We start from the raw sequence: 21,856 nt of genomic DNA, 5'->3' as shown, positions 1-21,856 counted from the left end.
CTGTCGCCCATACCCAATGCACCCCGTCACAGAAATCACATCCTGCAATAATGGAAATTGCGCACGGCACAAGAGTTTATCGCATTGATTGCGAAAGCGTGTCCCCACCGCACATCAAGCGCGGCAGGGTTGCAACAGCTAGAGCATTCCCAAAAGTGGAAGCTGCTCAAAAGATCGGAAATCAGGCCGCTGGCTTGGACTTTTCGGCCTGAAGCTGCTGCTTGTGGCGCAACAACATGCCGTAAAGATCGCGCGGCTCATCCGGATCAGCCAGCAGATCGAGCTGCTCATAAAAGCCCGTATCCTTCAGCTTGTCACGAACGTAGCGCAGAGCCGAAAAGTCTTCCGTTGCAAAGCCGACCGAGTCGAACAGCGTAATCTGACGCGCATCCTTGCGGCCTTCAGTCTTGCCTGTGATCACTTCCCACAATTCATTGACGGGATAATCTTCCGGAAGCTGCTGAATTTCGCCTTCAATGCGGGTCTGCGGCGGATATTCGACGAAGATGTCCGAACGGCGGAGGATATCGCCGTGCAGCTCCGTCTTGCCTGGGCAGTCACCGCCAACCGCGTTGATATGAACGCCAGCACCAACCATATTGTCGGTCAGGATCGTGGCATTGAGCTTGTCGGCGGTTACGGTGGTGATGATGTCCGCACCCTCGACCACTTCTTCAACATCCTTGCAGATCACGATATCAATGCCTGCGCCTTCCAGATTGCGCGCGCATTTTTCCGAAGCCGTGCGGTCAATATCGTAGAGACGCAGCTTGTCGATGCCGAGAATTGCCTTGAACGCCAAAGCCTGAAATTCGCTCTGCGCACCATTGCCGATGATCGCCATCGTGCGCGCATTCTTTGGCGCAAGATGCTTGGCCGCAACTGCCGAGGTTGCAGCGGTGCGCAGCGCCGTCAGAATGGTCATTTCGGTCAAAAGCATCGGATAACCGCTGCCAACATCCGAGAGAACGCCAAAAGCCGTAACCGTCTGCAGGCCGTCACGCGTATTCTTTGGATGACCGTTCACATATTTGAAGCCGTACATCGTACCGTCGCTTGTCGGCATCAGCTCGATCACGCCTTCATCGGAATGCGAAGCCACGCGCGGCGTTTTGTCAAAGCTTTCCCAGCGGCGGAAATCCTCTTCCACATAATCGGCGAGTTCCTTGAGGAAGGTCTCGACGCCGACGGAAAGCACCAACTTCATCATGTGATCGACACTGACGAAAGGGACGATATTGAGGTTCGGTTGGGTCATTCTTGCTCCTTAGCATTCAGCGGCAGACCATTGATCCACCAGCAGCGAATGCGGTTTCTGAATTCAATAATTGATGGTTGGACGATCCATGACGCTGCGGCCCAAAAGGCTCGCCATAAGGTCGACCATCACGGTTGCGGTGCGTCCGCGTTCATCGAGAAACGGATTAAGCTCGACGAGATCGAGGCTTGTCACCAGATCGCTGTCGTGCAGCATTTCCATAATGAGATGCGCTTCACGGAAGGTCGCGCCGCCGGGAACCGTGGTGCCCACAGCGGGCGCAATCGACGGCTCAAGGAAATCGACATCGAGACTCACATGAAGAAGACCGTTTTCGTCCTTCACGCGCTGCAGGAAGCGGCGCAACAGGGCTGCTACACCATGCTCATCGATAAGGCGCATGTCGTAGACGGCAACATCGGTCTGCTTGATCGCAGCACGTTCTGCCGGATCAACACTGCGAATACCCATCATGCAAACATTGGCGGGATCAATCGGCGCTGCCAAAGCCGGGAAATAGCCTTCAAAGCCCTTCTGGCCCGTGTAATAGGCAACAGGTGTGCCATGCAGATTGCCACTGCCCGTCGTTTCCAGCGTATGGAAATCCGTATGCGCATCAAGCCACAGCACAAATTGCTTGCGGCCCTTTTCTGCGGCGCGGCGCGCGATGCCGGGAACAGTGCCTGCTGCAAGCAGATGATCGCCACCGAGGAAGATCGGGAAACCGTCTTCGCTTTCGCGATAAGCAGCTTCGCTGATGGCTTCGATCCAGGCGACAGCCTGCGGCAGTGCCTTGATCACAGGATTGGGATGGGTCAGCGGGCGCAGTTCAGCCGGAGCCAGATTGCCGAGATCGGTAAACTCGTGGCCAAGCTCGCGAATTGCGTCCGCAATGCCAGCGGCGCGATAACCGTCGGGGCCCATATTGCAGCCGAGACGTCCAGTGCCTTCCTGAACAGGCAATCCCAAAATCTTGCAATGCATAAAGTGCTACTCCAGAGAAATTATTGCCCTAGATTGACCATTTACGCTTGGCGATGTGAAGCAACCGGATTGGCAATTTTAACGGTTTGGTTTATCAGAATGTCGGATTGGCTTTTCAAAATGGAGAAAACATGGACGATCTGGATGAAAAGCTTATCACGCTTTTACGCCACAATGGCCGACGCAGCATTTCGGATGTGGCAATCGATCTCGGTGTTTCCCGCGCGACGGTCCGCGCCCGTATGGAACGGCTTGAACAGTCCGGAGACATCATCGGCTACACAGTGATCCTGCGGTCTGACGCAGTTGATCTGCCGGTGCGTGGCATCATGATGATCGAAATCGAAGGCCATGTCGCCGACCGCGTGGTCAAGGCGCTTGGTGGCTTCTCGGAAATTTCAGCCGTTCACACTACCAATGGTCGTTTCGATCTGGTGGTGGAACTGGGTGCTGCAACACTGACCGATTTCGATGCCGTGCTGCGCCGCATTCGACTGGTGCCGGGCATCAAGGCCAGCGAAACCAATCTGCTGCTTGCCACCCCGCGCTCAACGCGGGCAAGGTTATAAACGATAAAGAGGCCGGAGTTTCTCCGGCCTCTTTATTTTCATGATCAGGCAAGGATCGGATAGTCCGTATACCCCTTGGCGCCACCGCCATACATATGCTGCTGATCCAGCTCATTGAGCGGTGAATTATCCTTCAAACGACGAACGAGATCCGGATTGGAGATAAACGGCTTGCCAAAGGCAACCACATCAGCGCGGCCGCTTTCGATTTCCTGTTCAGCCAGTTCGCGATCATAGCCATTGTTGACCATCCAGGCAGCTTCACCACCGGCATCGCGATAAACCTGTTTGAGACGCGCATAATCGAATGGCTGCGGACCCTGCTGGAAATCGCGTGGACCGCCGGTCGCACCCTCAATGATATGAACATAAGCAAGACCGTAGGAGGCAAGCTTTTCGAGCACATAGTCGAACAGCGGCTGCGGATCGGAATCCGATGAGTCATTGGCAGGTGTTACCGGCGAAAGACGAATACCGACCTTGCTGGCACCAACCGCTTTCGTCACGGCATCAACGACTTCGAATAGGAAGCGGGCGCGGTTTTCAATCGAGCCACCATATTCATCGGTGCGGTGATTGCTGCCCGAACGCAAGAACTGATCGATCAGATAGCCGTTTGCAGCGTGGATTTCGACGCCGTCAAAACCAGCCACCTCAACAGCATCCTTTGCAGCCTTGGCATAGGTCGCAACGATTTCCGGCAACTCGCTCTTTTCAAGCGCACGCGGCTCTGAGGTTGGCGCGAATTCGCCGGTGCCGTCCGGATGCACGAGATAGGTCTTCGACTTGGCCGTGATGGCCGAAGGTGCCACCGGCTTGCCGCCATTTGGCTGCAGGCTGTCGTGCGAAATACGGCCCACATGCCACATCTGCACGACGATCTTGCCGCCTGCGCTATGCACGGCGTCGGTCACGCGCTTCCAGCCAGCAAGCTGCTCATCGGAATAAAGGCCCGGCACATCGGCATAACCCTGCCCCTGATGGCTGATCGGCGTTGCCTCGGTGATGATAAGGCCAGCACTGGCGCGCTGTTCATAATAGGTGACGTTGAGGTCGTTTGGCACAGCGCGGGGCGAGCGATTGCGCGTCAGCGGTGCCATAACGATACGATTGGCAAGCTTGAGATCGCCGATTGTAACTGGATCGAACAATGTGGCCATGGATACATTCCTTCAAATGGGAAAGATTGGGCAAACGGGATTAAAGATCGGACAGTGATTTGAGCAAGGCGGCAATCGCCTCCTCATCGCGCTTGTAGAAGGTCCATTGGCCGACGCGGTGGGGCGAAATCAGCCCCGCTTTCGTCAGCACGGACAAATGAGCAGAAACGGTGGATTGGGAAAGACCACACCGTTCGAACTGACCGGCGCACACACCCATCTCCAGGGGCATGTGCTGAGCGGAGAAATGCTTCTCCGGCTGCTTGAGCCAGCTCAAAATGTCGAGACGAACTGGATGGCCAAGTGCCTTGAGTATCTCGTCCAACGGCATAGCTAATGAATTAGGCTGTGCTATAGATTGAATGTCCGACATCATGGTCACCTCGCTGATCTTCATTCATATCGTCATTTCACGATATAAGTATCGTTTAAATTCGATTTAAAAAGAGGGAGGCTGTTCACATGCGCGTGAAGAGGTAAATCGACGCCTTTCCTGTGGAACATCGATACTGCCTTGATTGCGCCGAACCGGCATCCGACTATGTTCGCCGTGATAGTGGAGAATTGGAAAATACATGGCGGACATCACCAAGCGTATTGCCGGGATTATAGCGGCGGAGATCAATGCAAAGCCGGAACAGGCCATTGCCGCTATTGGCCTACTGGATGAAGGCTCAACCGTGCCTTTCGTCGCCCGTTACCGCAAGGAAGTCACCGGCGGGCTTGATGACACGCAACTGCGCCAGCTTTCAGAGCGCCTCGCCTACTTGCGCGAACTCGAAGCACGCCGCAGCTCCATTCTGGAATCGATCCGCAGTCAGGAAAAGCTGACGCCGGAACTGGAACTGAAAATCGCTGGCGTTCAGACTAAGGCCGAGCTTGAAGATCTTTATCTTCCCTATAAGCCTAAGCGCCGCACCAAAGCCGAAATCGCCCGCGAACGCGGTCTCGGACCGCTTGCCGAAGCCATACTTACCGACCGCAGACTGGTTCCCACCGAGATTGCTGCGCAATATGTCGCCGGTGAAGTTGCCGATGTGAAGGCGGCACTGGATGGCGCACGCGACATCATCGCCGAAGGCTTTTCAGAGAACGCAGACCTCATCGGCAATTTGCGCAACTACCTCAAAGATCGCGCCGTGCTGCGCTCGCGCGTTGTCGATGGCAAACAGGACGCAGGCGCGAAATTCTCCGATTATTTCGACCATTCTGAACGCTGGGCAAATGTTGCGGGACACCGCGCTCTGGCCATGCTGCGCGGTCGCAACGAGGATTTTCTGTCGCTCGACATTGAAATCGACGCCGACGACACCTCGCCTGTAAAGCCGGTCGAACGCAAAATTGCAGCCGCCTATAATATCGGCGCAACGCTCCCCGGCGACCGCTGGCTGATGGAAGTTGCAGGCTGGGCATGGCGCGTCAAGCTCTCGCTCTCCTTGTCACTTGATCTCATGCGCGACCTGCGTGAACGCGCCGAGGAAGAAGCCATCAACGTCTTCGCCCGCAACCTCAAGGACCTGCTGTTAGCCGCCCCTGCCGGGTCGCGCGCCACCATGGGTCTTGATCCGGGCATCCGCACCGGCGTCAAGGTCGCGATCGTCGATGGCACCGGCAAACTGCTCGACACAACAACGGTCTATCCGTTTCCGCCAAAGAACGATGTGCGTGGCACACAGGCAGAGCTTGCAAGCCTGATCCGCAAACACAAGATCGAGCTGATTGCGATTGGCAACGGCACAGGCAGTCGCGAAACCGAACGTCTTGTCGTGGATATGCTCAACGACCTGCCAGCGCCAAAGCCGCTCAAAGTCATCGTGTCGGAAGCAGGTGCATCGGTCTATTCGGCGTCAGAAGCAGCAGCGAGCGAATTTCCGCAGCTCGACGTATCGCTGCGCGGTGCCGTTTCCATCGCCCGCCGCTTGCAGGACCCTTTGGCGGAGCTCGTGAAGATCGATCCGAAATCCATCGGCGTCGGCCAGTATCAGCATGACGTCGATCAATCGCGTCTGGCGCGTTCACTCGATGCGGTGGTCGAAGATGCGGTGAACGCTGTCGGCGTTGATCTCAACACGGCATCCGCCTCACTGCTGGCGCGTGTATCCGGTCTCGGAAAATCGCTCGCCGAAGCAATTGTTGCGCATCGCGATGACGCCGGTGCCTTCAAGAACCGCAAGGAACTTCTGAAAGTCGCACGCCTCGGCAACCGGGCTTTTGAACAATGCGCAGGCTTCCTGCGTATCGCGAACGGCACCGAGCCGCTTGATGCCTCCTCCGTTCACCCGGAAGCCTATGGCGTTGCCAAAAAGATCGTTTCCGCCTGCGGTCGCGATGTGCGCAGTCTCATGGGTGATAGCGTGGCCCTCAAGGCGCTCGATCCGCGCGTCTTTGTCGATGAGCGTTTTGGTCTGCCAACCGTGCGCGACATCATTGCCGAGCTTGATAAGCCGGGCCGCGATCCGCGTCCTGAATTCAAGACCGCGACCTTCGCCGATGGCATCGATGACATCAAGGACCTGAAACCCGGCATGATGCTCGAAGGCACCGTCACGAACGTTGCAGCCTTTGGTGCCTTCGTCGATATCGGCGTGCATCAGGACGGGCTCGTCCATGTTTCGCAGCTCGCCGACCGCTTTGTCAAAGACCCGCATGAAGTGGTCAAGGCTGGCGATGTGGTGAAGGTGCGTGTGACGGAAGTGGATGTGCCACGCAAGCGCATCGGCCTGACGATGCGGAAGGACGGCGGCGAAGCTCCTGCCCCCCGTGGCCCTGTAAGCCGCGACCGGCAGCCCGCTAAGAACTTCGCGCCGCAGCGCAAACAGGAACAGCCATCAACCGGCGGTTTTGGCGCTGCGTTGCTGGAAGCAATGAAGAAGAAATAAAAACGACGAACGGCCTTTGCGATCTTGCGTAGAGGCCGTTCAGCTTGCCGCCTGTTGTAAGGGACGATTGACTTGTCCGGAAATCCTTCGGCCAACCGCAATCATCGGCTTCTCCACATAACGATAAGTCAGGATCGAAACCGCGAACGATCCAACGACACACAATGCCATCGTGATGAGATCGCTTAAGGTGCCTGTCGGCGGCAAGAACAGGTAAATCGTCCAGCAGACCGGGACGTGAAAAAGATAGATCGAGTAACTTATCTCACCTGTTGAAGACAGAAGCTCCGATTGTGGTCTCATCGTCCAGAGTGACAGAAGAAAGACGGAAAAAGCTGCCACATAAGATGCGATGACCGGGAATTTTCCCACGATGAAGAACGTGTCATTTCGAGCAAGAGAAAAGTCCCCAATCGAGACGATAATGCTCATCTGTACAATGATCAGTACCAGAGCCGCCCATAAAGCGCCCCTTTCCTTTTCAATGACGGTAAAGCGGAGCAGCAACCCGCAAAACAGGAACGATAGATGAAGCCCGATATAGATAACGGGCAGATTGACGCCGAGGAAGCGCAACAGAAACGGCCCACCGGTTGAGAGCGCCAGCAGCAGCCCGGCCGCGAAGACCAGCAAGGGCTGTCGCAAAATCCCAGCCATGAAGGCCACGGCGATCAATACATAGAAGGCCAGCTCGATGAACAGCGTCCAGTAAACGCCGGAAAGCCACGGCTGCCCGAAAACATTCGCCGCCATGGTCGCATTGGCCAGCACGGTTTTCAATTCTGGGGTGTTTCCGGTGAATACCAGATAGCCACACATGAAAAGCAGTGAAAGCCAGAACGCAGGGTAAAGACGGAAGAACCGACCGATTGCAAATCGCCTGATCGGCTGGTCACCCTTGATGCTGAAAGGCACCACGAAACCGCTGATCAGAAAAAACAGCACCACGCCAAAACGGCCGAAGTCAAAACTCGAAACTATCGAGGTCAGAAAACCAATCAGAGGTGTACTCTGATCAGATGCGTCCCGGATGAAGTCACCAAAGATATGATGAAATAGAACCGATGTGGCTGCAATCGCGCGCAACCCATCTATATTGGAAAACCGCCCCGCCCCCATCGCCCCCTCCAGGTAAAGCACCAGATCGGGTGTATATCTGCAAGAAACTTACATCACAAGTTGAAAAAGTTTTTATATCTTGTTGCCGATTGGAAAGCCGGTTGAGACTTTTCTCACCGGCATTTCATCGGTGGGAATGATCCAGCCACCGCGAATAGCAACGCGAACCTCGTCGCCTTCGTCCAGTCTTACCGGATCGCGCACTTCAAAATGCAGGTGAATATCCGGCTTGGTGAGCGGATGTGCCTCGATGCGCGAACCGCCACCCCGATAGACCGAACGCTTGACCCGCACAGGGATGCCGCCGGTTTCGGTCAATGCCAGATCTTCTGCGCGAACGCAGAGCTGCGCATTGGCACGCGGCATTTCGATGCCCGAACACCGCACCTGCGCACGGCTTCCCAGCACCAGCGCCTCGCAATGTCCCGCTTGCGCAAAGGACACGACCTCCGCAGGCAGCACCATGCCATGCGCGATGAAGGACGCGACCATTTCGCTGGCCGGTTCCTCATAGAGTTTGCGCGGCGTATCGAACTGCTGAAGCTTGCCGTGATCGAGAACTGCAATCCGGTCAGCAAGCGCCATGGCCTCGGCCTGGTCATGGGTGATGTAGATAATCGTCGTGCCAGTGCGCTTGTGGAAAGCCGCAAACTCGTCTTCCATCGAAGCACGCAAATGCACATCGAGATTGGCAAGCGGTTCGTCAAACAATACCAGCGAAGGGGCTGCTACCAGACAGCGGGCCAAAGCCACACGCTGCCGTTGACCGCCCGAAAGATTGGCCGGGCGGCGATCACCAAAACTGTTCAGATCGACCAGCGCCAGAGCTTCCTTCACGCGGCGTTCGCGTTCGGCTTTGGCAACCTTTGCCACCCGCAGACTATAGCCGACATTCTCGGCCACAGTCATATGCGGCCAGAGCGCATAATTCTGGAAGACGATACCAACCTGCCGCTTTTCCGGTGGCACGTTACCGTCAACATGGGAAACGCGGCTGTCTCCAATATGGATTTCGCCGCCGTCAACATCTTCAAAACCTGCAATCATCCGCAGAAGCGTGGTCTTGCCGCAGCCGGATGGTCCGAGAATAGCAACAAACTCGCCGTCCTTCACATCAAGCGACACTTCAGACAGGGCCTGAAACTCATTGAAGGCCTTGGAAACAGAAGCGATTTTCAGTCGCGCCATGGCAGCACTCCGTTTGGAAGACGCCGCGCAAACAGATTTGTTGCAAGCATCAGCATGAATGTCACCGCAACGGCCAGAATGGATATGGCGGCCGCATAGGCGGAATCGCCCGCCTGTTCAAAAGAAAACATCACCACGCCCAGCGTTTCCGATCCCGACGCCCATAGTAGCGCTGAAACCGTCAGCTCACAAAATGCGGTCATGAAAATGAGTACGCCGCCTGCAAGCGTCGCTGGTGCGACAAGAGGAAATATAATGGTCCGCAGCCGATAAAAAAGGCCAGCGCCCGCAACTCGCGCGGCTTCTTCCAGCGCACGGTCTATCTGGTGGAGGCCAGCAACCGTTGGCCGCAGCGCCAGCACGAAGAAGCGCGCAAGATAGGCAAACAGGATAATCCAGAGCGTGTTGTAAAGGCTGACACCAACCACCGGCAACGGCTTTAAGAACATCAGCAGACAGGCGATGGCCAGCACGACACCCGGTAACGCATAGGGCATCTCGGCAGCAAAATTGAGGATCGGCGTCCAGCGCCGTTTGCGCCATGCCAGCATATAGGCAAGCGGAACCGCAATCAGCACAGCAAAACCCGCCGTCACCACCGACAGCAGAATACTGTTGCCAAGGGCGCGGGCTGAACCGCTGTGTTCAAGCATGACGAAGCGGAAATTTTCAAGCGTTGCTGTCGCAAATGTGAGCGGCACGCCATAGGCCGGAACCAGTGCTGAAAGCGTCAGGCCAATCAGCGGCAGAAACAGCACGATCACGATCAACAGCCACGCAGCCAGTTCAGCCCACACACGCCATACGCCAAGCGCGAAAGGTGCCGCTGGAAGCGACGTTGAAACAATGCGGAAATCGCGACGGCGCGAAGCATAGTCCTGCGCGGCGATCCCTGCCATGGCGATCAGACCGATCAGCACCGAAAGCACGGCGACGCTGGACAGCACTGCTGGACCACCGCCCGCAAGACGCTGATAAATCAGCGTTGGCAGAACGAGATAATTCGACGGAATTCCCAGAAACGCCGGGATGCCGAAATTGCCGACGCACGACACGAAAGCCAGCGCCGCAGCCCCGATGATCGATGGCGTCATCAAAGGCAGGATGATCGTGCGAAGAACCATCCATTTGCTGGCACCGGCACTCAGACCCGCTTCGACCAGCTCGCGTGGGAGTTTGCGCAGGCCCGCCCGTACAATCAGAAAGACCAGCGGTCCATATTGCACGCCAAGCAGAAAGATAATGCCCCAGACGGAATAAAGCGGATTGCGGCTTCCCAGCGGCGGCGCCATGCCGATGATCTTGAGGAACTGGCTGGAAGGCCCGAAAAGCTGGAGCCACGCCAGCGCTGTTACCTGCGGGGCGATCAGCAGCGGTGTCACATAGAAAAGCACGAAGACATTGCGCCCGCGCATATCTGTGAGGCCGACGAGCAACGCCGCCACAATGCCAAACGCCAGCGCCAGCAGCGTGCCACCAATACCGATCTGCAGGGAATGCCATGTGGCAACCCATGTCGAGCGGCTGCTCAATGTTTCGGAAAGAACGGATGTTGAAAACTGTCCCTGCGGCGCAACAAGCTCAACAAGCAGACGCGCCATCGGTAGAAGCGACAGCACCGCAACAATCAGCGTTACACCAACAATCAGGGCCGTATCACGGCCCTGAAGATCTCGAAACATCCGCATTTTCGCTTTTTATCCGCCAAACAGCTCGGAGAACTGCTTCTTGTCGGCATCAGTCTGATCGAGAACCTTCTGGGTGTCGATAGACATGATGTTGATCTTGGTGCCTTCTGGCAGCCATGCAGGGCGACCGACGCCGTCCTTGGCAGGCAGATAGCCCTGCTCGAGTGCCAGCTTCTGGCCATCATCCGACAGGATGAAATCAACGAACTTCTTGGCACCATCGACGTTCTTGGCGGTCGCCATGATCGCAACCGGTTCGGTCACGGCAGGCACACCTTCCGGCGGGAAGACGAACTCGATCGGCGAACCCTTGGCTTTTGCATTGAGCGCCATGAAGTCAACGAGAATGCCGTATGGCTTTTCGCCGCTCGCAACCGACTTCAGCACTGCGCCATTGCCCTTGACGCTTGCCAGTTCATTGGCCTTGAGGTTCTTGAAATAATCCCAGCCGAGATCCTTGTTGAGCGCGAAACCGCTCAGGAGATAGGCCGCAGCACCCGAATAAAGCGGGCTTGGCATGACAACCTGGCCCTTATAGTCGGCCTTAGCGAGGTCTCCCCAATGTTCAGGCTTTTGCGCTGCGCCGGTATTGTAGGCAATGCCGGTGGTGATCAGCTTGGAGCCGAAATAAGTCTTGTCGGCGTCATAGCTATCCGCAGCAAAACCATCAACCTTGGCGTCCGTGTAAGGCAGAAGGCGCTTGTCCTTCTTGAGACCTTCCATCGTCACCGCATCAGCGATCAGCAGAACGTCAGGCTGTGGCGCGCCAGCCGAAAACTCGGCGGCAAGCTTGGTGAGGAGTTCGCTCGTTCCCGAACGGAAAATCTGCACATCCGTATCCGGATTGGCCTTGCGGAAAGCTTCGACCGTCTTGGTCGCATCCGCTTCCGGTTGCGACGTATAGAGAGTCAGCGTATCGGCCTGTGCCACGGCGATGGAAAGAGCAAGAAGCGCAGGTACGGCAACGGCCCGCTTCAGCATCTTGTTCATGGGATTCGCTCCTCGAATTTCTGTGTAATGTTCGCCAGCATGACCAGCGATGCCTGCGCAGTACTGACGCGTGCGAAGTGATAGCGCGCAGATACTGCCATGGCGATAGGCACGATCATTTCCATTCATGGTGCACCTGTCAAACATCCTGCAACGTGAACCCGGAAAACAAAAGCCTCCCGGCGGAATCATATCCATCGGAAGGCTTTTAAGGCATTGAATGATTTGCCGAACAGCCATCCGCATCTCCCAGCATGGAGAAGATGCGGATGGCATTAGAGGAATTGCAATGCGGTTTTATGACAACCGCGAACCCATTCTCGGTAAAAGATCAACAGATCAGATAACGATCTCGGCGACGTGCGCAACCTGCGCACCGGCCTCGTAATAGGCTTCACGCAGACCTCGGAAATTCTGTTCCTTCGGATCGCTGACTGGTAGCGGCAGATCGTCTTCCTTGATCTCACCCGAAACGAGCTGCGAAAGCAGTTTTCCGAAAACGGTTCCCGGCGCGATACCGCGACCGTTGTAACCGGAGAACCCAACCACATTGCGGGCGAGGCGATGGAATTTCGGCAGGCTGTCATCGGTCATGCCGATCTTGCCATACCATTCGGCTTCGAATTCAACTTCGCCGATCTGCGGGAAGAGACGCTTCAGCGACTTCTTTGCCCATGCCTTGTGCACGGCAGCACCCGTGTTGCGCAACGCACCGACGCTGCCGAAAACGAGGCGGCCCTTTTGGTCAAAACGGAAAGACGAGAGGACTTCCTTCGTATCCCATACACCCTGGCGTTCGGGTAGAATACTCTTCTTCAAATTGTCGGAAAGTGGCTTTGTGGCCATATTGAAATAAGGCAGATGAACCAGTTCGGCGCGCACTTCCGGCCATGGCACATTGGTATAGGCATTCGTTGCCACGACCACCCAGTTGGCCGTCACGGAACCGTTGGCGGTCTTGACCACCCATTTGCCGTTCTTTTCCTCAGCGCCGATCACCGGGCTTCCGGTAAATACAGTCGCACCGGCGGCAATGGCAGCATGGGCTAGCCCGCGCACATAGGCCAGCGGTTGGATCGTACCGGCGCGCAGATCGAGCAGCGAACCCGCATAAGCCTTGGTTCCAACCTTGGCTTCGGTTTCCTTGGCATCGAGCAGCTTCACGTTAGCGCCACGACGCGCCCACTGCTCATGGCGGTCCTCAAGTTCCTTCAGGCCCTTCTTGCCGACGGCGCAGTGGAGCGTTCCCTGCTTCTCGACTTCACAGGCGATCTTGTGCTTCTCAACGATTTCGAAAACGAGCTTCGGCGCATTGCCGAGGACATCGAGCAAGCGGTCACCATATTTTTGGCCAAGCACGCCGGGCAGATCATCCGGCATGACCCACATGCCCGCATTCACCAGGCCGACATTGCGGCCCGAACCGCCATAGCCGATCTCGATACCTTCGAGAACGATAGCCCGCGTGCCTTTCTCGGCCAGATGCAGAGCTGTCGAGAGACCGGTGAAACCACCACCCACAATCACCACATCCGCGGTCAGATCACCTTGCAGCGCAGTCGTCTTGGGAGCGGCAGGGGCGGTCTTTTCCCAAAGACCATGGGAGCGCGGATCGTTCAACATTGAGAGTAACCATTTCATACCGAGCATTTCCAGCAAAAGTGTGAAGCGGTTTTGCGTTCGGAAATGCATAAAAACAAACAGTTAGAGCGGTTCCCGGTCTTTTTTATGATCGACCGCTCTCGTGGAATACGGGCACCCTGCCCGACTGTTTCTATTTCACGCCGCGAAAGCCGGTTGGACAGCGTTATTTGCGCAACAATTCATTCCGGTTTGGAATGAACCAGCATTGAATAGTCGGTATTCCCCACCTGCCCGGCAATCCACTGACAAAACACCTGCGTCAACGGGTTTTCCAGCTTCCCTTCCGGCACAACGAGATAATATTCATTCTCGGTTCGCATCGGCTTCTCAAAAAGCATGACAAGTTCGCCGCTGAGCAATTCCTGCTCGATCAGATAAAGTGGTAGAAGCGCGAAGCCCAAACCGGCCAATGCCGCGCCGATAACCATCGAGAACTGGTCAAATCGGTGCCCACGATAGGCCGACCGCCCTTCGACACCGCAGCTTTCGAACCATTGCGCCCACATTTTGGGCCGTGTCGCAAGATGCAGCAAAGGCTCGTTTTCAAGTTCTTCCGGGGCGGACGGATGGCGCGCTTCTAACAGGCTTGGGCTGGCGACCGGCACAATGACTTCGCTGCACAGGAAGGTACAGTTGGCATGTGCCCAGACAGGCTGGCCATAGTGAATCGCGAGATCAAAAGGCTGCTCCTCGAAATCGAAGACACCGGAGCGCGACGCGACATTGATGGCAATACCGGGATGCTTTTCGATGAAATCGGAAATCCGCGGCATCAGCCAGCGCGTGCCGAATGTCGGCAAGGTCGCGACGCTGAACGACGATGTCGACTGCGCCGACGCCATAGCGCGCAGCATCGTATCCTCAGTCTGATTGAGAAGACGTCGCACTTCAGGCAGGAACTTGCGCCCGGCATCGGACAGAAGAATACGCTGGCGGATGCGCTCGAAGAGAAGCACGCCGAGCTGACTTTCCAGATCCTTGATCTGACGGCTGACCGCGCTCTGGGTGAGATTGAGTTCATTGGCCGCCTGGGTGAAACTTCCGTGGCGGGCCGCACATTCAAACGCTTGCAGCGTGGCGATGTCCGGGATCAGTCTCCTGCTAAGCTTCATTCCAATCTCGCATTAACATAGTTGCGTTCGTCGCGATCATAACGGCAAAACGGCTGATATGATACATTTTCATCATAATCCATGCATGTTCCTCCCAAGTACGACATGCATCACCCGAAGATGCCCCATTCGACGGAAATTTTCGCCATGAAAGACCAGAAATTCGTTTCGCCGGACGCCATTCGCTCCGCCTTCTCGGCTGCGATGTCCGCCATGTATAAGCAGGAAGTGCCTGCCTATGGCACCCTGATGGAACTCGTCGCCGATGTGAATGCGAAGGTTCTGGCTGACGACGGTCACCTGCATGAACGTCTGACGGAAACAGATTCACTCGAACGCATATCCGAAGAACGCCATGGCGCGATCCGTCTCGGCACGCCTGCCGAACTTTCCATGATGCGCCGTGTCTTCGAAGTCATGGGCATGTTCCCGGTCGGTTATTACGATCTGAGCGCCGCTGGTGTCCCGGTTCACTCCACCGCCTTCCGCCCGATCGACGACGCCGCACTGAAACACAATCCATTCCGCGTCTTCACTTCGCTTTTGCGTCTCGACCTCATCGCCGACGAAAAGCTGCGTGCGGAATCGGAAGAGGTTCTCTCCAAGCGCAACATCTTCACCGCCGGTGCTATCGCGCTCGTCGAGAAGGCCGAAGCCGAAGGCGGCCTCAACGACGACGACGCAAAAGCCTTTGTCGTTGAAGTGCTGGAAACTTTCCGCTGGCACGATCACGCAAATGTCAGCGCCGAGCTTTACCATCGCCTGCATGACGCCCATCGCCTGATTGCCGACGTCGTGTCCTTCAAGGGCCCACACATCAACCATCTGACCCCGCGCACGCTCGACATCGATGCCGTACAGGTTCAGATGCCGGATCGCGGCATCAACCCGAAGGCTGTTGTCGAAGGTCCGCCAACCCGCAAATGCCCGATCCTTCTGCGCCAGACCTCCTTCAAGGCACTGGAAGAAGAGGTATCCTTCACAAGCAGCGACGGCACCTGGACCCCTGGCTCACACACTGCCCGTTTCGGTGAAATCGAGCAGCGCGGCGTTGCCCTGACCCCAAAGGGCCGTGCGCTTTACGACAAGCTGCTCAACGACACCCGCGCAGTTGCCCGCCCTGCTCCGGATGGCTCCAATTCGGCTGAATATGTGAAGGCGCTGAGCGACACCTTCGCCGCTTTCCCTGACACATGGGCAGGCATCCGTGCAGAAGGCCTCGGCTATTTCGCCTATTCGGTCAAGGATGCCGCAAAGCTTGAAGCTTTCAAGCTGGGTACCGATATCGAGGTTCTGATTGAAGCTGGTGCAGTTCAGTTCGATCCGATTATCTATGAAGACTTCCTGCCGGTTAGTGCAGCCGGTATATTCCAGTCCAATCTGGGCGACGACGAAACACAGGATTTTGTCGAAAGCCCCAACCAGAAGCGTTTCGAGGATGATCTGGGCGCGAAAGTGCTTAATGAATTCGAGCACTATGCCCGCATCGAACGCGAATCCATCGAAGCCGCTCAAATAGGCCTAAAAGGCCTCGAAGCCGCAGAATAAAGTCAAAGAAATACAGAGAGGAAAACCATGAACACCGCTGTAAAAAAACTCGACGTGAAAAAGGAAGCCGCAGAGCTGCTTTCGAAGCTTGGCGTTGACGCAGCCCTTTACACGTCGGGCGACCTCGCTGGCTTCAGCCCGGTCTCCGGTGAACAGATCGCTTCGATCAAGACCCACAGCAAGGACGATGCAGTCAAGATCATCGACAAGGCTGACGAAGCTTTCCGCGCATGGCGCACTGTTCCAGCTCCAAAGCGTGGCGAACTGATCCGTCTTCTCGGTGAAGAGCTGCGCGCTTCCAAGGAAGATCTCGGCCGTCTCGTTTCGCTCGAAGCTGGCAAGATTCCTTCGGAAGGCCTCGGCGAAGTGCAGGAAATGATCGACATCTGCGATTTCGCAGTCGGTCTGTCGCGTCAGCTCTACGGTCTCACCATCGCAACCGAACGCGCTGGCCATCGCATGATGGAAACCTGGCATCCGCTTGGCGTTGTCGGCGTTATCTCGGCCTTCAACTTCCCGGTGGCCGTCTGGTCGTGGAATGCGGCTCTCGCCATCGTTTGCGGCAACGCGGTTGTCTGGAAGCCTTCGGAAAAGACCCTGCTGACCGCTCTTGCCTGCGACGCGATCTTCAAGCGTGCCCTGAAGCGCTTCGGCGATGCACCGGAAGGCATCGCGTTGCTTCTGCTCGGCGACCGTGAAGTTGGCGAAGTCCTCGTCGACAGCCCGAAGGTTCCAGTCGTTTCGGCAACCGGTTCGACCCGCATGGGCCGCGAAGTTGGTCCCCGCCTTGCAAAGCGTTTTGCGCGTGCAATCCTCGAACTCGGCGGCAACAATGCCGGTATCGTCTGCCCATCGGCCGATCTCGACATGGCACTGCGCGCAATCGCTTTCGGCGCAATGGGCACCGCTGGTCAGCGTTGCACCACGCTGCGTCGTCTGTTCGTGCATGAAAGCGTTTACGACGCTCTCGTTCCACGTCTGCAGAAGGCCTACGCCAGCGTTACCGTTGGTTCGCCGCTCGAAACCACAGCTCTGGTTGGTCCATTGATCGACAAGGTTGCCTTCGACAACATGCAGAAGGCACTCAAGGAAGCAGCCGCTCACGGCGGCAAGGTACAGGGCGGAGACCGCGTCGACGCTGGCCATGAAAACGCTTACTACGTGCGTCCGGCTATCGTCGAAATGCCAAAGCAGGAAGGCCCGGTTCTCGAAGAAACCTTCGCACCGATCCTTTACGTCATGAAGTATTCGGACTTCGACGATGTACTGGCGAGCCACAACGAAGTTGGCGCAGGCCTGTCCTCGTCGATCTTCACGCTCAACCTGCAGGAAGCAGAGCGTTTCCTTTCGGTTGAAGGTTCGGATTGCGGCATTGCAAACGTCAATATCGGCACTTCGGGTGCTGAAATCGGCGGCGCATTCGGCGGCGAAAAGGAAACCGGCGGCGGCCGTGAATCGGGTTCGGATGCGTGGAAGGGCTATATGCGCCGCGCAACCAACACCGTAAACTACTCGAAGGCTCTGCCGCTCGCACAGGGCGTTTCCTTCGACATCGACTAATCAGTCTCACGATAGATCAAAAGAAAACCCCGCTTTTGGCGGGGTTTTTTATTATCACAACATTCGCGATTAGCGAGATTGTCGTTATGACGAGCCGAAAATCGTGGCTTTTGAGAACCGGCGCGCAGCGTACTTGAGTACGTGAGCACCGGAAGCGCAAAAAGACGCGATTTGCAGGCCAGCAGAGCGGCAATATCAGCCCATACGTTCGGAGGCGAAGGAACCGGGCGAAGCCGGGAATACGACTGTACGATTGCCGTTGAGGAATGAACGGTGATGAATATGCGCGTGAACGGCGCGTGCCAGAACCTGTGCTTCAACATCACGGCCAATCGACACGTAATCGGCTGCACTCTGCGCGTGCGTGATACGGGCGACATCCTGCTCGATGATCGGACCTTCATCGAGATCAGCGGTCACATAATGCGCCGTGGCACCGATCAGCTTCACACCGCGCTCATAGGCCTGCTTGTAAGGGTTTGCACCCTTGAAGGACGGCAGGAAGGAATGGTGGATATTGATGATCTTGCCCGACATTTTCTGGCAAAGTTGATCGGACAGGACCTGCATATAACGCGCAAGAACGACAAGTTCAGTGCCAGTGTCATCGACGATATCCAGAAGACGCTGTTCGGCTTCCGGTTTGTTGGCCTTGGTAACCGCCACATGATGGAAGGGAATATCGTGGTTCACGACCACCTTCTGATAATCGAAATGGTTCGACACGACGCCCACGATGTCGATCGGCAGAGCGCCGATCTTCCAGCGATAGAGAAGGTCGTTCAGACAATGACCAAAACGCGACACCATCAGCAGTGTCTTCGTGCGATGTGCATTGTCGTGGAAATCGAAATCCATTTCAAACGGCGCTGCGATAGGCTCAAAGCCTTCGCGCAGTATATCAAGTGCCACGCCGTCTTCGGAAATGAAGCTGACACGCATGAAGAAGCGACCGGTGTCCAGATCGTCAAACTGGGCGCTGTCGATGATGTTACAACCCTTGCCCGCAAGATAACCCGAAATGGCGGCAACAATACCGCGGGTAGACTTGCAGGTGACGGTCAGGACAAAATTATGCATCGGACTTCCTCAAATTTTCCAAGGCGCAAGCCTAAGCGCGCGCCTTGAAACTAGTTCACGATGCGGCCTCCGCCATGCCAGAATGCGTAATGCACTGACCGGATTGCGCTATCAAGCAACTTTGGAAGAAAGATTGCCCTGATTTGATCAAAGATGAGGATTGCGATTACGATAACGAGCCACCAGCGAGCGATTGACATCGCCGGAACCCGGCATATTGGCGCTGAGATAAATCGGCGCATCGCCCTCGCCCACCAGCCTTGCTGCCACATCGGCAAAAATGGCGTTGAGGATCGTCACGCCCAGCGCTGTCGAAACCGGACCGACCTTCAATGCGCTGCCTTCCACTTCCAGCACCGCATCGCCTGCAGGCGCATCATTATCCAGCACAACATCCGCCAGGGAAAGCAACTGCGTGCGACCCTTGGCAATTGCATTGGAATAGGTAACGGAAGTGACCGCCACGACCGCAGCCCCCTTCTCCCTCGCATAGCGCGCCGCCTCAATGGGAGCGGCATTCACGCCGGAATTTGAGACGACGATCAAAACGTCGCCTTCACGAATACCATAGCGTTCGAGAATTGGCAGCACAGCCCCTTCGATCCGCTCGAAATGCGAACTTGCCACCGCTCCATCCTGCAGCATGATCGCCCCGCAGAGGATCGGCACTGTGATCGCCAGTCCGCCTGCGCGATAATGCAGCTCTTCCGCCATCATATGCGAATGGCCGGTGCCAAATACATAGACCCGACGATCCGCCTTGGCTGCAGCGGCAATAAGCTCGGCGGCTTGGGCCATTGGCTCGGCGAGGCGGTCACGCAGACCGTTGAGCCTTGCGATAAGGTCATTGAAATAACGATCGGTGATTTCCGTCATCGCCCTTACCCCGCAATCTGTTTTTCACCGGAAAGCCATGTGGCTTTCGCAAACAACCCGTCATCAAGGTGTACGGCATCCATGCGCATGCCGGGACGGAACGTGCCTCGATCATCGAGACGCAGATAGCGTGCCGGATAATGGCTCGCCATGCGCAGTGCCTCGGCCAGCGTCAGCTCCAGTTCGGCCACGCCGAAACGCACTGCCGACGCCATATCGAGATCGGAACCGGCAATGGTGCCATCCGCCAGCACAAGCTTCGAACAGATGCCGCCTGGCACACGACGGACAGCACGCCCGTTGATCTCGAAGCTTTCAGAGTCCGAACCAACCAGAGCCATGGCATCTGTCACAAAAAACAGATGGGCATCGCCACGCTTGGCCCGCAGGGCAAGCCGCAGTGCCATCGGATCGACATGGTGGCCATCGGCAACGATCCCGCACCAGATATCGGGATGATCGAGCGCTGCCCCTGCCAGACCTGGCGCGCGATGGCCGATCTGACTCATGGCGTTGAAAAGATGGGTGACACTACGCGCACCGGCATCGAACCGCTTGAACGCCTCCTCAGCCGTTGTATCGCTATGACCGATACTGACCACGACACCGCCATCGCTCAGGCGTCGCACCTGCTCAGGCGTGACCTGCTCGGCGGCAAGCGTGACCAGCAAGGTGCCGATCTGCTTCGCGGTGTGGATATAAAGCGCAATATCGGCATCATTGACGGGACGCATCAGTTCCGCCAGATGGGCCCCTTTACGGGCCGGAGCCAGATGCGGCCCTTCGAGATGAAGACCGGCAACGCCCTTGTCGGCCTTGACCGCTTCAATCGCCGCTTCAATGGCACGGTCGCGAACCGGCATCGTATCGGTGATCAGCGTCGGCAGAAGGCTGGTCGTTCCGTATTTGCGATGGCCCCTGGCAATCACAAACATGGTTTCGGGCGTCGGTTCGTCATTCAGCATGCGCCCGCCGCCGCCATTAACCTGCGCATCGATGAAGCCGGGAGCCAGAACACCGCCTTGCAGCCGCTCGATATCATGGCCTTCGCCAAGCGACACTTCCGGCACGATGGCTTCAATCTTGCCATCGCTGAACACCAGCGCGCTTTGGTCATGAAAGCGCTCGCCGTCGAAAATACGTGCGCCCGCAATTGCCGATTTTTTGATCATACCGTCACCGTAACCTTGTTGAGATTGCGCGGCTTGTCGGGGTCAAAACCCTTACGGCGCGTGACCGCTTCAATAACGCGGTAATAGTTGATGAGGGAAACCAGCGGGTCGAGATGCGCATTGCCCGTGCTCGCCGATGGCAGCCGGAAGCCGGGCGTTTCCGCGTCGGACAGCGTCACGATACTCGCACCGAACGAGTGCAGCCGCTTCAAAGCCTGTATGTTGGTGTCGAAGGCTTCATCACGCGGCAGGAAGGAAATGATCGGGAAACCTTCCTCGACCAGACGCATCGGACCATGCATGAGTTCCGCCAGAGAGAAAGCCTCGGCATGGATATTGGCCGTTTCCTTGGCCTTCAGAGCAGCTTCCAAAGCGATCGCAAAGGCCGTGCCGCGGCCGCCCGTATAAAGCGAGCGGGCATTGAAAAGGAGATTTTCAACTGCTTCGCGACCATCGGGGCGTGTTGCAGCCAAGGCTTCAGGCAGGCGTTGCAGCCCGGCCTGCAGGCTTGCGTCACCACTGGCCGACGCCACGACGCCCGACAGTGCGGCAACTGCAGAAATGAACGACTTGGTTGCCGCGACGCTCTTTTCTTCACCGGCATTGAGCGCCAGCACGATGTCGGCGGCCTTGCCCAACGGGCTATCGACGACGTTCACGACGGCGATTGTCGTTGCGCCACCTTTTTTGGCAGCGTCCTGCGCCGCGACAATGTCAGGGCTGGCGCCAGATTGAGACACAGTGAAGTGCAATCCATTCTTCAGCTTCAGCTTGGAACCATAGACCGACGCCACCGAAGGCCCGATGGAAGCCACCGGAATACCCATCGTGATTTCCATCAGATATTTGAAGAACGTCGCAGCATGATCGGACGAACCACGGGCGGCGGTGGTGATGACGGCAGGTTCGCTCTTCTGGAAAATGCGTGCGATTTCCGAGAATGTACCTGCCTCCTTCTCAAGCAGACCGGCGACGACGGCGGACGACTGTTCGGTTTCCTGTAACATCAGGGAGGAAGGGGTATTCATG

19 protein-coding genes are annotated in these 21,856 nt (G+C 56.6%); 4 read left to right on the top strand and 15 right to left on the bottom strand.

The window, feature by feature from the left end; translation table 11 throughout:
* Positions 1-181: 181 nt before the first annotated feature.
* Both FIB18_RS15865 and rocF read right to left on the bottom strand, forming a co-directional pair.
* Positions 182-1,258, bottom strand: coding sequence for an ornithine cyclodeaminase (locus tag FIB18_RS15865; protein ID WP_024899361.1), 1,077 nt, complete (start codon positions 1,256-1,258; stop codon positions 182-184).
* Positions 1,259-1,321: 63 nt separating this feature from the next.
* Positions 1,322-2,242 (bottom strand): arginase, encoded by a 921-nt coding sequence (rocF, locus tag FIB18_RS15860; RefSeq protein ID WP_140021622.1) that lies wholly within the window; start codon positions 2,240-2,242, stop codon positions 1,322-1,324.
* Between the two features lie 131 nt (positions 2,243-2,373).
* On the opposite strand from rocF, the gene FIB18_RS15855 reads away from it, so the two are divergent.
* Positions 2,374-2,811: an Lrp/AsnC family transcriptional regulator gene (locus FIB18_RS15855; protein WP_140021621.1), complete on the top strand. Its 438-nt coding sequence runs from the start codon at positions 2,374-2,376 to the stop codon at positions 2,809-2,811.
* 44 nt (positions 2,812-2,855) lie between these two features.
* Here FIB18_RS15855 and FIB18_RS15850 read toward each other — a convergent pair whose 3' ends face one another.
* Both FIB18_RS15850 and FIB18_RS15845 read right to left on the bottom strand, forming a co-directional pair.
* Entirely contained in the window at positions 2,856-3,971 is a 1,116-nt protein-coding gene (locus FIB18_RS15850; protein ID WP_140021620.1) for an alkene reductase, read from the bottom strand.
* A gap of 40 nt (positions 3,972-4,011) precedes the next feature.
* Positions 4,012-4,344, bottom strand: a complete 333-nt coding sequence (locus tag FIB18_RS15845) for an ArsR/SmtB family transcription factor (protein WP_140021666.1) — start codon at positions 4,342-4,344, stop codon at positions 4,012-4,014.
* A 202-nt stretch (positions 4,345-4,546) separates the two neighbouring features.
* Between FIB18_RS15845 and FIB18_RS15840 the strand changes: the two genes are divergently transcribed.
* Positions 4,547-6,850, top strand: coding sequence for a Tex family protein (locus tag FIB18_RS15840; protein ID WP_140021619.1), 2,304 nt, complete (start codon positions 4,547-4,549; stop codon positions 6,848-6,850).
* A gap of 39 nt (positions 6,851-6,889) precedes the next feature.
* Here FIB18_RS15840 and FIB18_RS15835 read toward each other — a convergent pair whose 3' ends face one another.
* The 7 genes from FIB18_RS15835 to FIB18_RS15810 all read right to left on the bottom strand — a co-directional run bounded on the left by FIB18_RS15835 (position 6,890) and on the right by FIB18_RS15810 (position 14,591).
* A complete protein-coding gene (locus FIB18_RS15835; protein ID WP_140021618.1) occupies positions 6,890-7,969 on the bottom strand; it encodes an acyltransferase family protein in 1,080 nt (359 codons plus the stop codon).
* A 72-nt stretch (positions 7,970-8,041) separates the two neighbouring features.
* On the bottom strand, positions 8,042-9,157 hold the full coding sequence (locus FIB18_RS15830; RefSeq protein WP_140021617.1) for an ABC transporter ATP-binding protein: 1,116 nt from the start codon (positions 9,155-9,157) through the stop codon (positions 8,042-8,044).
* On the bottom strand, positions 9,145-10,845 hold the full coding sequence (locus tag FIB18_RS15825; RefSeq protein ID WP_140021616.1) for an ABC transporter permease: 1,701 nt from the start codon (positions 10,843-10,845) through the stop codon (positions 9,145-9,147). The genes FIB18_RS15830 and FIB18_RS15825 overlap by 13 nt, the downstream gene beginning before the upstream one ends.
* Positions 10,846-10,854: 9 nt before the next feature.
* The gene (locus FIB18_RS15820) at positions 10,855-11,835 is read right to left on the bottom strand and encodes an ABC transporter substrate-binding protein (protein WP_140021615.1); all 981 of its coding nucleotides are present in this window, start codon (positions 11,833-11,835) and stop codon (positions 10,855-10,857) included.
* A complete protein-coding gene (locus FIB18_RS25360) occupies positions 11,832-11,960 on the bottom strand; it encodes a hypothetical protein (RefSeq protein ID WP_268899005.1) in 129 nt (42 codons plus the stop codon). Before FIB18_RS25360 ends, FIB18_RS15820 begins: the two co-directional genes overlap by 4 nt.
* A gap of 214 nt (positions 11,961-12,174) precedes the next feature.
* On the bottom strand, positions 12,175-13,458 hold the full coding sequence (locus tag FIB18_RS15815; protein WP_140021665.1) for an NAD(P)/FAD-dependent oxidoreductase: 1,284 nt from the start codon (positions 13,456-13,458) through the stop codon (positions 12,175-12,177).
* A 200-nt stretch (positions 13,459-13,658) separates the two neighbouring features.
* Positions 13,659-14,591, bottom strand: a complete 933-nt coding sequence (locus tag FIB18_RS15810; protein WP_140021614.1) for a LysR family transcriptional regulator — start codon at positions 14,589-14,591, stop codon at positions 13,659-13,661.
* A 147-nt stretch (positions 14,592-14,738) separates the two neighbouring features.
* Here FIB18_RS15810 and hglS point away from each other — a divergent pair, with 147 nt between their 5' ends.
* Positions 14,739-16,139, top strand: a complete 1,401-nt coding sequence (hglS, locus tag FIB18_RS15800) for a 2-oxoadipate dioxygenase/decarboxylase HglS (protein ID WP_140021613.1) — start codon at positions 14,739-14,741, stop codon at positions 16,137-16,139.
* A gap of 27 nt (positions 16,140-16,166) precedes the next feature.
* Positions 16,167-17,699, top strand: coding sequence for an L-piperidine-6-carboxylate dehydrogenase (gene amaB / locus FIB18_RS15795; protein WP_140021612.1), 1,533 nt, complete (start codon positions 16,167-16,169; stop codon positions 17,697-17,699).
* Between the two features lie 195 nt (positions 17,700-17,894).
* Here amaB and purU read toward each other — a convergent pair whose 3' ends face one another.
* The 4 genes from purU to FIB18_RS15770 all read right to left on the bottom strand — a co-directional run bounded on the left by purU (position 17,895) and on the right by FIB18_RS15770 (position 21,855).
* The gene (gene purU / locus FIB18_RS15785) at positions 17,895-18,779 is read right to left on the bottom strand and encodes a formyltetrahydrofolate deformylase (RefSeq protein ID WP_140021611.1); all 885 of its coding nucleotides are present in this window, start codon (positions 18,777-18,779) and stop codon (positions 17,895-17,897) included.
* A 147-nt stretch (positions 18,780-18,926) separates the two neighbouring features.
* Positions 18,927-19,655 (bottom strand): SIS domain-containing protein, encoded by a 729-nt coding sequence (locus FIB18_RS15780; RefSeq protein ID WP_140021610.1) that lies wholly within the window; start codon positions 19,653-19,655, stop codon positions 18,927-18,929.
* A gap of 5 nt (positions 19,656-19,660) precedes the next feature.
* Complete coding sequence (gene nagA, locus FIB18_RS15775) at positions 19,661-20,827, bottom strand: N-acetylglucosamine-6-phosphate deacetylase (RefSeq protein ID WP_140021609.1); 1,167 nt, start codon at positions 20,825-20,827, stop codon at positions 19,661-19,663.
* A complete protein-coding gene (locus tag FIB18_RS15770; protein ID WP_140021608.1) occupies positions 20,824-21,855 on the bottom strand; it encodes an SIS domain-containing protein in 1,032 nt (343 codons plus the stop codon). Before FIB18_RS15770 ends, nagA begins: the two co-directional genes overlap by 4 nt.
* Between the last annotated feature and the right edge of the window lies 1 nt (position 21,856).

Origin of the sequence: Brucella pecoris, from assembly GCF_006376675.1 — a bacterium.
In the GTDB taxonomy this organism is placed as follows: Bacteria; Pseudomonadota; Alphaproteobacteria; order Rhizobiales; family Rhizobiaceae; genus Brucella; species Brucella pecoris.
The sequence above is the reverse complement of the archived record's forward strand: the minus strand, read 5'-3'. Positions and strand labels throughout refer to the sequence as shown.